Consider the following 12,552-nt stretch of genomic DNA (forward strand, 5'->3'; position numbering starts at 1 on the left):
TCACGCGGTGTGCGAGAGCGCCTCCAGCGGATCGGCGTAGATCGCATCGAGCGCGACCGCGCCCGCGGCCTTCTGCTGGACGGTGATCGCCGACCGGGCGACGCGCACGTCGCGCTGGGTGACCACCGACGTCGCCCGCAGCGCCTTGCTGACCGCGGGCAGGGCCTCCGGGTAGTCGGTGAAGGCCTGGCCGCCGAGGATCACGTGATCGGGATTGAAGATGTCCGAGATCAGTGCGACGGTCCGGCCGAGCACCTCAGCGCGCTCCACCAGGATGTCGTGCGCCACAGAGCTTCCCGTACGTGCAGCGGCGCGCAGCTCGTCGATCGAGGTGACGTCGAGTCCGGCCGCCGCCGCCGCTTCGAGGACGCCGGAGTCGCTGACCGTCTCCTCCAGCCGGCCGGTTCGCGACGGGTCGAGGAGCTTCGTGGCCCCGGTCGGGAAGTGGCCGATGGTCGGCGGTCCCGCAGCGGGCGTATGAATGGTGCCGTCGACGCTGAACGCGATGCCCGCCGTCTCGCGAGCGTAGAAGTACAGGAAGTTCTGGTTCTGATCGGTCGGGTTGTTCACGACGAGTTCGGCCGCGGCCATCGCTTCGACGTGCGAGGCGACCGATACGGGCAGGCCGACGGTCTCGGCGATGATCTCGCCGACCCGAACACCGCTCCAGCCCAGACGCGGGTGGTCGACGGCGCCGCCCTCGACCACCCGACCGCCGATGGCGACGCCCGCCCACAGCAGCCGCTTGCCCACCCACCGGTCGGCGAAGCGCCGCGCGCTGGCACCGATGGACGCGACGACCTCGTCGGGCGTGCCCTCCTTCGGGGTCGGGATCGCGATGGCTCCGACGACGCGGTGCATCAGGTCGTGGGTGGTGATCGACGTCGACTTGTAGCCGATGTGGATGCCGACGGTCAGAAAGCCCGCCGTGTTGATCTCGAACGGGACGCGCGGTCGTCCTACGGCCCCGGGCGGGGTCAGGTCGGCGCGCTCACGGATCACTCCGGCCTTGAGGAGCGCACTCACCTGGCGGTTGACGGTCGAGATCGACAGGCCTGTGGCCGCGGCGGTGTCGTCGCGGAACACCGGCCCGGACACGCGAGCGGTGCGCAGCACGAGAGCGGCGGCCTTGGTCGAGAGCTGCAGGCCCGCGGTGGCGATATGCGGTGCGGGAGTCGACTTGCGGGCCGGCCGGATGGGGACGTCGACGGCGACGGTCTTCGCGCGGACGGTTCGGTCGAGGGTGGCGGTCATCTTCGTATGGATCCTTGTGCTGGACGCGCTCGACGTCGTGAGAGAACGTCGGCAGCGTGGAGGGTGCCCGTCGTATCGGGCAGGAATGGGCTGGTTCAGCGCATTCGACGACAACACAGGACCCGAGGCAGCGGCAGACGGCAACCCAGGGCGGTGGTCATGTAGGTGACCTCCGGGATCGCATACGGCTGACGGGTCATAGTGCCGAAAATAGCAAGACGGTGCGATGATAAGCAACTATTGCCCGCCGACTACGGTGAAGCAGTGACCATCGACACCACATCGGGCGACTTCTTCCACATGACGGGGGTGCGCTGACATGGGCGCGATCTATCTGGTGCGCCACGGACAGGCTCCCGCGCACGCGTACGGGGTCGGCACCGCGACCGGCGACGCTCCCGGACTGACCGATCTGGGCTTCGAGCAGGCTCGTCGTTCCGGTGTGCTGCTGGCGGGAATGGTCCCCGCGTTCGACGCGACGATCTCCGGCGCCCTCCCGCGCCAGCGGGCGACCCTGCAGGGCGTGATGGCGGCGTTCGATCCCCGCCCCGAGCACGTCGTCGACGCCGACTGGGACGAATACTCGGTGAGCGACATCGTCGCCGGTTCCGTCGACGCGGCGACCTATGCGGACCGCGCCGCCTATCAGAGACTGGTCGACACCGCCCTGTCCGACTGGATCGACGGCACGACGACCGGCGACGAGTCGTACGCGGAGTACGCGGCCCGCACGACGGCAGCCGCCCAGCGCGCCGCCGACCTCGCGGGCAGCGGCGCCAACGTCCTGGTCGTCTCCTCTGCGGGGACCATCACCCAGTTGCTCGCGCAGTTGTGGCAGGTCCCGCCGCAGGGCTGGCCCACCCTCTCCCGCGCCTTCGTCAACGCGTCGGTCACTAAGGTGATCTCCGGCAAGCGCGGACTGTCCGTCGTGTCGGTGAACGAGCACGCACACCTGGCCCGCAGGGGCGAAGGGATGATGACGTACCGGTAACCGCCCGGGTTTCCCGCATTCCATTGCATTTCGGTGTGACCCGCCTTACAGTCACCCTAGTGAGGTACGCATCAGTTCCCCACTATCGAGATCGAGTCCTTCGGGAACGGGGCGGTGCGATATGGCAACGAATCGAACACGGCGCGGGCACGCACGCCGGTCGCTCTGCGCGGCAGCGATTCTGACCGCACTCGCACTCGTCGCAGGCCTGGCCGCACCGGTGTCGGCGGCGCCGTCGCCCGCCGACACGGTCCTCGGCGCCCGGTGGACACACACCGAGGACGGTCCGCAGAGGCATCCCGGTGTGCACGTCGACTGGGACGTGCCGATCCGAATGAGCGACGGCGTCGTCTTGAAGGCGAACGTGTATCGCCCGGCCGATCGCGCGGGACACGTGGTGACGACGCCGGTGCCGGCCGTGATCAACATGACTCCCTACACGAAACTCCTCTACGCACTGCTCGAAGCCGCCACCGCGATCCCCGGACTCTATGACCCGATCGTCAGTGTGATGAACCGATTCGACCTGTTCGATCTGACCGGCACCCCGTTCTCCGGGGTCGGCGATCAGATCAAGGCGTTCCTGTCGAGCGGCTCGGCGCGGACCGTGTCGGTCGATCCACAACTCGTGAAGTCCGGCTACGCCGAAATCGTCGTCGACGTGCGCGGCACCGGATTCTCCCAGGGCGTATGGAACGCGGCGGGGCCACGCGAACAGCAGGACGTCGCCGAGATCAGCAGATGGGCGGCCCGACAGACGTGGGCCACCGACAAGGTCGGCGTCGCGGGACTCTCCTACGGCGGCATCAACGCGTTGCAGGGCGCCGAACAGCCGGACTCCGCCATCTCGTCGGTGTTCGCCGTCGTCCCCGGCAGCGACATCGTCGCCGACACCCTCGCCCCGGGCGGCGGCTTCAACGCCGGCTTCATTCCGTTCTGGCTGGCGGGCATCAACACCCTCAAATGGCTGCCCGACCTGGCGTCGATCGCCACGGGAGATTTCGACTGGCAGTGGCTCGCCGATCGCGTGTCGAGCCCGATCACCCTGTTCGACACGATGCTCCGCGCACTGTTCACACTGGACGTCGACCACATTCCGCCGGATGTGAGCGATCTGATCGATCCCACGCAGGCGTTCCGGCAGGGGGTCACCGGCCACCCCGAACGCATCGACGCCCCGACGTTCGTCGTCGGCGGCTGGCACGACCTGTTCACCAATTCCGAACCCGACATCATCGACGCGATCCCCTTGCCGAGTACACAGAAGAAGCTGATGATGGGCGACTGGTATCACTCGACGGTCGGCTCGGGCAACGGCACGCGGGGCGCTCCGCCTCGCCTGGACGTGCTGCAACGCGCCTGGTTCGACAAGTGGCTCAAGGGCATCGACAACGGCATCGACCGGTACAGCCCGGCGACCCTGTTCCAGCAGGGCGGAGCGTGGACCAGCACGGCCGGATACCCGCGACCGGGCATGACCTACACGCGGCAGTATCTGACCGGCGACGCGAGCCGCACCACCGGTGTCGTCGCGTTCGACGGCTCCGTCGGTCCGACGCCACCGCGAACACGGGCGACAGCGGTCGTGTCGCCGGGTCTGTCGACGGTGTGCTCCCGGGATTCGGCCCAGGGCACGGCGGGCGTCCCCGGGGTGATCGACGGGTGTGCGAAGGACTCGCGCATCGCCGAGGTCGCCGCGGCGACGTTCACCGGGGCACGGGTGTCACACGCGACGGCGGTCTCCGGACCGGTGAGTCTTCACCTGAACACGATGTTCGCCGCGACCGACGGTTACTGGTCCGCGACATTGAACGACGTCGCCCCGGACGGCCGGTCGACGGTCGTGACGTCGGGGCAGTTGACGGCCTCGCTGCGCACGATCGACGATGCGCGGAGCACTCGCTCCGCGAACGGCGACTACACGCGGCCGGTACCGTTCGTGTCACTGCAGACGCGGCAGCCGACCGTGCCAGGACACGCGGTCACGATGGACATCGGATTCAATCCGACGGACTTCGTGCTGCAGCCCGGCCACCGGTTGCGCGTCGCCCTGTACGCGAGCAACTTCCCGAAGGCGATCATGATTCCAGCGCTCCTCGTCCAGTCGCAACTGCGTCCGCAGCGGATCGTCATCGATCCGCGTGCGCCGAGCTATCTCAACCTGCCGACGAGCCAACCGCTGCCGTGACCGTCGATCGCCTTCCGCGGGGCCCACACGGACTCGAGCGGGAAGACGTCCTCGCATCTCAGCGTCGGCGCATCTTCCGGGCAGCGCTCGACTGCGTCGCCGAGAACGGATTCGCCGGAACGTCCATCGCCGCGATCGTGGCCGGTGCGGGCGTGTCCCGCCGCAGCTTCTACGAGCTCTTCGCCGACAAGGTCGACTGCGTGGGTGCGGCACTCGATTTCGCCTACGAGTCGCTCGCGACCCTGCTCGTCGCCGCATTCGACGCGTCGGACTCGCAGACTCCTCGCGATGTGATCGGTGTGTTCTACCGCGCGTATCTGGAGATTCTCGCGGACCGGCCGTCGACGGCTCGAGCTCTGCACGTCGAACTGCCGTCGACCGCAGAGTTGGCCTCGCGCCGCGAGAGCATCTCGCAGTCGTTCGCCGCCCGGATCTGTGAGACGCACCGACACGGTCTGGAACGGGGCGAGATGTCTCCGGTCGATCCGGGCGTCTTCGACTTCGTCGTCGGCGGCGTCGACGACCAGATCCGCCGGTGCATCCTCATGCGCGGCCCGACCGATCTGCCGTCTCTCGCCCCTCTCCTGACCCACAGCACCCTGATGCTTCTCGGCGACCACCGCACAGCGACGAGCGAACGGTCCGGCGGAACCGAACCCGAGTGAATCGCCTCCTGAACGCCGCGGTGCTCAGCAGGACGCACGACCCGGCGTCACGCCCGGTGCATGTTCTCCCCGGGCCGAGTGAGGATCGCCTGCGGGAGCACCGCCCAGCGCGACAACTGCGTCACGGTGTACGCCAGTTCGGCGATGTCGGATCCGCTGATCATCTCCTCCGCCGGGATGGCTCCGTCGCCCTTGGTCCATTCGGACATGTCGGTGTCGACGTACCCGGGGCAGATGGACGTCGCCGACACGCCGTGGACGGACTGTTCGAGGTTGAACGTCTCGCACATCGAGATGAGTGCGGCCTTGGTCGATCCGTAGGCGAAGAGGTTCGGCTCGGGGTAGACGCCGGTGATCGATGAGATCGCGACGACCTTGGCACCGACGTCGGCTGTCACGTTCTTCTTCAGGCTCGCCAGCAGCAGCTGGGTGAGTTGGAACGGTGCGCGCAGGTTCACCTGGTACAGCTTGTCGAGGCGGCGAGCGGGGAACTCCTCGAACGATCCCATCGAGCCCATGCCCGCGTTGAGGATGAGCGCATCGGTGCGGTCGTACTCGTCGAGATGTCGTGCCGCGAGGGCGGCGACGGCGTCCTCGTCGGCCATGTCCGCGGCGACGGCGAGCACCCGGCCGCCGTGTGCCCGGAGGGCCTCGGCCCGGTCCTCGAGCACATCGGCGCCGCGGGCGCTGATGGTCAGATCCCACCCCTCCCGCGCGAATCGGTCGGCGACGGCGGCCCCGATTCCCCGTGACGCTCCGGTCACGACCGCTGCTCTGCGTTCGGTCACGATACTGCCTCCAGTCCTTTGGCGATGAATGTGGCGGTGGCCTCGATGGCCAGTTCGGCGCCCGCACTGCCGGAGCTGCCGCCCTGGCGGGCGCGGTGGCTGATGCCCGCGGCGATCACACCGATCTTGAGGTTCGCCAGGCCCATGTAGAAGTCCCAGTCGCCGAGGTCCGTACCCGACACCGTCGCGTACTTCTCGGCGAGGGCGTCGGCGCTCGGGTAACGGTCGCTCGCCCACGCGCCGTCGAAGCCGAGGACCGTCGAGAACGACGGTTCGCGGTACACGCACATGGCCGCGATGTCGGTGAGCGGGTCGCCGAGGGCGGACAGTTCCCAGTCGACGACCGCGGCGACGCGGCCGGGGTCGGCGGGGTCGAGGATCGCGTTGTCGACCCGCAGGTCACCGTGGATGATCGAGTTGCCCGCTGCAGCGGGAACCCGCTCGGACAGGATTGCGACGAGCTTGTCGAGGTCGGGGAGCTCGCGGTCTTTGACGATCTCCCACTGGCGCGACCACAGCTTCACCTGGCGGGCGGCGAATCCCACGGGGCGCCCGAAACCGCCGAGACCGACGGCCTCGTAGTCGACGGCATGCAGGTCGGCGAGGGCTTGGACGAGGCCGTCGGCGCTGGCGACGACCTGCTCGTCCGAGAGCGCTGCGAGGTCGTCCGTCGAGCGGATGACGAGTCCGTCGACGAACTCGACGACGGTGCACGGGGCGCCGATGTGCTCGCCGTTCCGGTCGATGGCGACGGTGGCCGCGACCGGAACGGGAGTACCGCTCAGCGCGGAGGTGACCGCCCATTCGCGCTCCATGTCGTGGGCAGAGGGGGTGAGTCCCGCCATCGGCGGGCGGCGCGCCACCCAGTGGTGCACGTCGTCGCGGACGTCGAAGGTCAGGTTCGACCGTCCGCCACTGATCAGTTCGATCCGCAGGTCTCCGACGACGTCGACGTCGGCGGCGTCCAACAGGTTGCGCAGGTTGTCGGCGGTGAGGCCGGGATGTTCGCTCACGCGGGGTTCTCCTTCTTCTCGCGTGGAGGGGTCAGTTGCCGGTCCGGGTCTTGCGGGCGCGGCCGACGGCGCGCTTGGAGATGGCCCAGCGGTGTACTTCGGACGGGCCGTCGTAGATCCGGAACGGGCGCAGCTCGTTGGCCAGACGCGTCAGCGGGAAGTCTTCGGACACGCCGAGACCGCCGCACATCTGGATGCTGCGGTCGACGACGCGGGTGAACGCCTCGGCGCCGAAGGTCTTGGCGATCGACGTCGCGTCCGAGGCGTGCGAGCCCTGGTCGAGTTCCCAGCAGGCGCGGACGAGGAGCGAGCGCGCGGCGGCGAGGTCGATCTCGTTGTCGGCCACCATCTGCTGAATCATGCCGAGGTCGCCGAGACGCCCGCCGAAGCCTTCGCGCTGGTCGACGTAGTCGAGGGCCACCCGGTGAGCGCGGACCGCCGACCCCATCCAGCGCATCACGTGGGTCATGCGGGCCGGGCCGAGACGCACCTGCGCATAGCGGTAGCCCTCGTCGACGGCGCCGAGGACGTCCTCGTCGGGCACGAAGACGTCGGTGAACGTCATCTCGCAGTGGCCGCCGATCATCGACTTGTCGGTGGTGTGCACGTGGCGGTCGACGCTGATCCCCTCCCGGTCGGCCGGCGCGAGGAACATGGTCGCGCCGCCGCGGTCGCCCGCGGCGCCGGAGGTGCGCGCCATGATGATGAAGAAGCCCGCACCGTCGGCCCCGGTGATGAAACGCTTGCGGCCGTTGATCTTCCAGCCGCCGTCGACGCGGACGGCGAGGGTGTTGAGGGCGTTCGGGTCGGCTCCCGCGCCCGGCGACGGCTCGGTCATGGCGAAACCGCTGCGCACTTCGCCCGAGGCGAGCGGCGCCAGGTACAGCTGGCGCTGGCGATCGTCGGCGATGTGGGCGAGCATGTGGACGTTGCCCTCGTCCGGCGCACCGATGTGCAGGGCGACGGGGCCGAAGGTCGAGCCGCCCGCGGCTTCGAACACCGGGGCGCGGTCGCTCATGTCGAGGCCGAGCCCGCCGAATTCGACGGGTGCGTGCGGCGCGAAGACGCCCGCCTCCCTGGCCTTCGCGTTGAGCTCGCGACGGATGTCGTCGCCGCCCGCCGCGGTGATGTCGCCGTGGAACTCGTTCTCCACGGGCAGGACGTGTTCGGCGATGAACGCCTCGGTCTTGGCGACCAGCTCGACGACTTCGGGCCGGTACGACAGATCGATCGACATGAGTGACTCTCCCAGATCCCGACCGAGCGATCGCTCGGTGCAGTGACCAGACTCCCATGCCCGCGCGCGAGGAGTCAAGGCTCAGTCGCGTCGGCGGTACCCCACGATAGCCCGCGCATAGTCGAGATTGCGTTCGATGAGCTCGGTGGGACCGAGTTCGCCGTCCGCCCGGTACCACGTCGACACGCCCACGCACATGGTGGCGACGGCGCGCGCCGCCCCCTTCGGGTCGACCGTCTCGAAGACGCCCGAGGCGACGCCGGCCAACACCACCTCGTCCACCATGCGCTGCTGACGGACACGGTGGCCGATGTACCGCGGCCGGTAGTCCGGGTCGAGGCTCCGCATCTCGGTCGATCCGACGAACGCCTGTTCGCGGCGGTACATGTGGAAGCGCAGCAGGGATTCGACGACGGCGTCGAACTGCGCGAGCGGATCGTCGCCCGCCTCGATGATCGCCTGCTCGGACCGACGAAGGAGGTCGCCCATCGTCAGCTCGAGCAGCCCCTGCAGCAGCGACTGCTTGGACGGGTAGTGGTGGTACAGACCAGGCACCGAGAGTCCGGCGCGCGCGGCGATGTCGCGGACCGAGGTGCCGTGGTATCCGTGCTCGACGAACGCCTCCAGCGCGGCGCGCAACGGCACGGGCAGGTCGACGGCTCCGTAGTCGCGCCAGGACGACTGCACTTGATCGATCACCGGTCACCCACCGCATGCGATCGGGACTCCGGAAGCAGCATGCGCCCGCAGACGGCGACGAGTCGTTCGCGGTCGAGGTCGAGCCGCCCCTCCGTCCACGATGCGAGCACGCGCCCCAGACCGCCGACCTGGAAGTGCGACGCGGCCATCAGCTCGTCGTCGCCGCGCACCGTGGACACCTGCTGCGCCGATCGCGAGGTCAGCGTTGCGAACAGCTGCAGGCTCTCGGCGCGCCGTTCGGCCAGCACCGGGCTGCCGAGCGAATCGGAGAAGATCAGCCGCCCCTTGCGCCGGTCGGTGTCGACGATGTCGACAATGGCTTCGACGGCCGAGAGGACCTTGTCCCGCGGGTCGGCGCCCGCGTCGAAGGCCGCACCCGCACGCTCGGCGATCTCGGTGATCACACCGTCATAGGTCGCGCCGACCAACACATCGACGTTCTCGAAACTCTCATAGAAGTAGCGCGGCGTCAGACCGGCGTGCGTGCAGATGCCGCGGACCGTCACCGGACCCGCCTCCGGCTCACTCAACAGGTCGAGCGTCGCGTCCAGTAGGGCCGCACGCCGTCGCGCCACCCGCGCATCGCCGGCCTCTCCTCCGTATGACCGCAGTTCCCCCGCGACCTGACTCGACTCACTCACACCGTCCATACTGACACCTCCCCGGCGGTACCGAGCTTGACACCACCGGATCTCGGGCGTTGAATCAACAACAGGAAACGCCCGTTATCAGTTCTTGGGAGCGACATGACCACCGAAGCCGTCGACGAGTTCGTCACCGAGACCGTGCCCGCACGCACACGCGTCGAGCTCGACGAGCAGCAGATCACCGACATGGGCCTGCTCGGCCCGGCCCTGCTGTCGGGCCCGGCGAACGTGATCATGCAGCTGTCCCATCCGTCGGTCGGCTACGGCGTGTACGAGAGCAAGGTCGACACCGGGAACCTGTACAAGCACCCGGTCAAGCGCACCAGGACCACTCTGACCTACCTGGCGGTGGCCGCCGAAGGCGGTCCGGAACTCCGCCGCAAGTACCGTCAGGCGGTCAACCGCTCGCACGCGCAGGTCCGGTCGGTCGAATCGAGTCCGGTCAAGTACAACGCCTTCGATCCCCGGCTTCAGCTCTGGGTCGCGGCCTGCCTGTACCGCGGATGGGAGGACTGCGTCCGCATCTTCGGCGACGAGACCGCCCTCACCGAGGAGGCGTACCGCCAAGGCGCCGTCATGGGCACCACCCTGCAGATGCCGCCCGAGATGTGGCCGGCGACCCGCGCCGAGTTCGAAGAGTACTGGCAGTCGACGCTCGCCGAGATGGAGATCGACGACGTCATCGGCAGCTACCTGAAGTCGTTGGTCCGACTTCGGTTCGCCCATCCCGTCGTTCGCGCGCTCATGGGTCGCTTCTCCGAGATCATGACCATCGGATTCCTGCCACCCGAGTTCCGCGAGAAGATCGGCTTCACGCAGACCCGGACCGACAAGCTGGTCTTCGACACGCACAACAAGATCATGCGGGCCGCCGTTCACGCGATGCCGCCGTCGTGGCGCAAGTTCCCGTTCAACCTCCTGCTCGCCGACCTGAGGTGGCGGATGCGGACGAACCGCCCGCTGATCTGAACACACGCGGGTCTCGTCAGACGACGACGCCGACCTCGCGCACGGTGTCATCGATCGTCGACCCGGTGCCGCCGACCCGGAACGACGCACCACGGTGATTGTCCGGCAGTCTGTCGCCACGACCGAACAGTTTGTGCCGCAACGATCCCGGTGTGTACTCACCCGAATACACACCGCGCGCCGTGAGCGCGGGGACGACGTGGTCGACGATGTCCTCGAATGTTCCCGGTGTCACGGCGTACGCGAGGTTGAAGCCGTCGGCGTCGGTCTCGTCGACCCAGTCGGTCAGAGTCTCGGCGATCTCGTCGCCCGATCCGATGAACACCGGCCCCATGCCGCCGATGCCGCCCCACGCGGCGACGTCGCGCACCCGCCACGGACGACCGTCCTCGTTCGCCTGCGCGAACGCCGCGACCGCGGACTGGATCGCGTTCGACTCGACGGCGGCGATGGGGTCGTCCAGGCTGTACCGGGAGAGGTCGATCCCCATCCACCCGGACATGAAGACCAACGATCCCTCATCCGATGCGTACCGCCGGTAGTCCGCCGCCTTCTCCCGGGCGGCATCCGCGGTGCTGTCGGTGATGATCGTCGCCAGGGTGTAGATCTTGGCGTCGTACGGCCCACGACCCGCCGCGACGAGCGCGTCACGCGTCCGCGAGACGACGTCGCGCAGAATCGTCTTGGTCGGCGCGGCGACGAAGATCGCCTCGGCGTTCTCCGCCGCGAACCGACCCCCTCGCGTCGACGCGCCCGCCTGGTAAATCACCGGCGACCGTTGGATCGAGGGCTCGGCGAGGTGAATTCCCGGCACCGTGAAATGCTCGCCGCGATGGCCGATGTGATGAACCCTCGACGGATCGGCGAACACTCCGTCGGCACGGTCACGTCGAACCGCGTCGTCCTCCCACGAGCCCTCCCACAGCTTGTAGAGGACCGTCAGATACTCGTCGGCACGGTCGTAACGCGCATCGTGGTCGAGCAGGTCGGCGTCGCCCATGTTTCGGGCGGCAGCGGGGAGGTAGCCGGTCACGACGTTCCAGCCGATCCGCCCCCGTGTGAGGTGATCGAGTGTGGACAGCCTGCGGGCGAACGGGTACGGATGCTCGAATCCGGTACCGGTCGTGACCCCGAAGCCGAGGTTCTCGGTGGCGTGGGCCATCGCCGAGACCAGGAGCAGCGGATCGTTCACCGGAATCTGAGCGCCCTGCCGGATCGCGGCCTCATCACTGCCGCCGTAGACGTCGTACGTGCCGAGGACGTCCGCGATGAACAGCCCTTCGAACCGGCCCCGCTCGAGCAGCCTCGCGAGATCCACCCAGTAGTCGATGGTGTTGTACTCCCACGATCGATCGTCCGGGTGGCGCCACAGCCCCGGCGACTGATGGGCGACGCAGTTCATGTCGAAGGCGTTGAGTCGGATCTGGCGTGTCATGCCTGACATGGTCGACCCGTCGACCGCTTCGGCCCACCGTTGTGCGCACGATGGGCCGAACCTCACGACTCGCTGAGCAGCACCGCGATCGTTCCGTCGTCGAGCGCGTCGAAGATGTGCTCGACGTCGCCGGGGTAGTTCACGTAGTCGCCCGGCGAGAGGTCGACCGGCGACTCGGTCGGACCGACCGACGCCCTTCCCGCACAGAGGACGACGTGTTCGACGACTCCTCGCGCATGCGGCTCGGACACACGCGGGCGGCCCCGGTCGGCGCGGATCAGATAGGCGTCGCGCCGCGTGCCCGGTCGGGCGGCCGACAGCAGCGTCGCCGTGTACGAGTCCGCTTCGCTCGCCCCGATCGTCGGGCCGTCACCGAGCCGGATCACTTCGACCAGCGGACGGGGGGCGTCGACGAGCGCCGAGAACTGGATACCCAGCGCGACGCTGATCGACCACAGCGTCTCGATGCTGGGGTTCCCCTCCCCCGACTCCAGTTGGGACAGAGTCGATTTGCCGACGCCCGCTCGGCGCGCGAGTTCGGCGAGCGAGATCCCCGCGCGCGTGCGTTCACGTTTGAGCGACGCGGCGACCAACTTCTGCGGACTCACCTCACCGACGTTCGACGAAATGGTCGATCGTTCATCTTGACGAACATCATCCATAGGT

At 68.4% G+C, this 12,552-nt stretch carries 12 protein-coding genes; 4 read left to right on the top strand and 8 right to left on the bottom strand.

The features are described from left to right. A complete protein-coding gene (locus BKA16_RS00200) occupies positions 1 to 1,254 on the bottom strand; it encodes an ROK family transcriptional regulator (RefSeq protein WP_183368671.1) in 1,254 nt (417 codons plus the stop codon). A gap of 319 nt (positions 1,255 to 1,573) precedes the next feature. Here BKA16_RS00200 and BKA16_RS00205 point away from each other — a divergent pair, with 319 nt between their 5' ends. From BKA16_RS00205 to BKA16_RS00215, 3 genes are all read left to right on the top strand, one after another. Then, positions 1,574 to 2,245: a histidine phosphatase family protein gene (locus tag BKA16_RS00205; protein ID WP_183368672.1), complete on the top strand. Its 672-nt coding sequence runs from the start codon at positions 1,574 to 1,576 to the stop codon at positions 2,243 to 2,245. 121 nt (positions 2,246 to 2,366) lie between these two features. Beyond that, a complete protein-coding gene (locus BKA16_RS00210; RefSeq protein WP_183368673.1) occupies positions 2,367 to 4,433 on the top strand; it encodes a CocE/NonD family hydrolase in 2,067 nt (688 codons plus the stop codon). After that, a complete protein-coding gene (locus BKA16_RS00215) occupies positions 4,430 to 5,098 on the top strand; it encodes a TetR family transcriptional regulator (RefSeq protein ID WP_183368674.1) in 669 nt (222 codons plus the stop codon). The genes BKA16_RS00210 and BKA16_RS00215 overlap by 4 nt, the downstream gene beginning before the upstream one ends. A gap of 47 nt (positions 5,099 to 5,145) precedes the next feature. Here the strand turns inward: BKA16_RS00215 and BKA16_RS00220 are convergent, their stop codons facing one another. The 5 genes from BKA16_RS00220 to BKA16_RS00240 all read right to left on the bottom strand — a co-directional run bounded on the left by BKA16_RS00220 (position 5,146) and on the right by BKA16_RS00240 (position 9,485). Next, positions 5,146 to 5,886, bottom strand: a complete 741-nt coding sequence (locus tag BKA16_RS00220) for an SDR family NAD(P)-dependent oxidoreductase (protein WP_183368675.1) — start codon at positions 5,884 to 5,886, stop codon at positions 5,146 to 5,148. Next, positions 5,883 to 6,899 carry a phosphotransferase gene (locus tag BKA16_RS00225; protein WP_183368676.1) on the bottom strand — a complete coding sequence of 339 codons (1,017 nt, stop codon included), beginning with the start codon at positions 6,897 to 6,899 and terminating at the stop codon, positions 5,883 to 5,885. Before BKA16_RS00225 ends, BKA16_RS00220 begins: the two co-directional genes overlap by 4 nt. A gap of 31 nt (positions 6,900 to 6,930) precedes the next feature. Beyond that, positions 6,931 to 8,136 carry an acyl-CoA dehydrogenase family protein gene (locus tag BKA16_RS00230; RefSeq protein WP_183368677.1) on the bottom strand — a complete coding sequence of 402 codons (1,206 nt, stop codon included), beginning with the start codon at positions 8,134 to 8,136 and terminating at the stop codon, positions 6,931 to 6,933. An 81-nt stretch (positions 8,137 to 8,217) separates the two neighbouring features. Beyond that, positions 8,218 to 8,835 (bottom strand): TetR-type transcription factor C-terminal domain-containing protein, encoded by a 618-nt coding sequence (locus BKA16_RS00235; RefSeq protein WP_183368678.1) that lies wholly within the window; start codon positions 8,833 to 8,835, stop codon positions 8,218 to 8,220. Continuing rightward, positions 8,832 to 9,485 carry a TetR/AcrR family transcriptional regulator gene (locus BKA16_RS00240; protein ID WP_183368679.1) on the bottom strand — a complete coding sequence of 218 codons (654 nt, stop codon included), beginning with the start codon at positions 9,483 to 9,485 and terminating at the stop codon, positions 8,832 to 8,834. The genes BKA16_RS00235 and BKA16_RS00240 overlap by 4 nt, the downstream gene beginning before the upstream one ends. A gap of 96 nt (positions 9,486 to 9,581) precedes the next feature. Between BKA16_RS00240 and BKA16_RS00245 the strand changes: the two genes are divergently transcribed. Next, positions 9,582 to 10,451, top strand: coding sequence for an oxygenase MpaB family protein (locus tag BKA16_RS00245; RefSeq protein WP_183368680.1), 870 nt, complete (start codon positions 9,582 to 9,584; stop codon positions 10,449 to 10,451). Between the two features lie 16 nt (positions 10,452 to 10,467). Here BKA16_RS00245 and BKA16_RS00250 read toward each other — a convergent pair whose 3' ends face one another. Both BKA16_RS00250 and BKA16_RS00255 read right to left on the bottom strand, forming a co-directional pair. After that, positions 10,468 to 11,886: an LLM class flavin-dependent oxidoreductase gene (locus tag BKA16_RS00250; RefSeq protein WP_183368681.1), complete on the bottom strand. Its 1,419-nt coding sequence runs from the start codon at positions 11,884 to 11,886 to the stop codon at positions 10,468 to 10,470. Positions 11,887 to 11,948: 62 nt separating this feature from the next. Beyond that, a complete protein-coding gene (locus BKA16_RS00255; RefSeq protein ID WP_183368682.1) occupies positions 11,949 to 12,548 on the bottom strand; it encodes an XRE family transcriptional regulator in 600 nt (199 codons plus the stop codon). Positions 12,549 to 12,552: the final 4 nt, after the last annotated feature.

Source organism: Gordonia humi, assembly GCF_014197435.1.
Classification (GTDB): domain Bacteria; phylum Actinomycetota; class Actinomycetes; order Mycobacteriales; family Mycobacteriaceae; genus Gordonia; species Gordonia humi.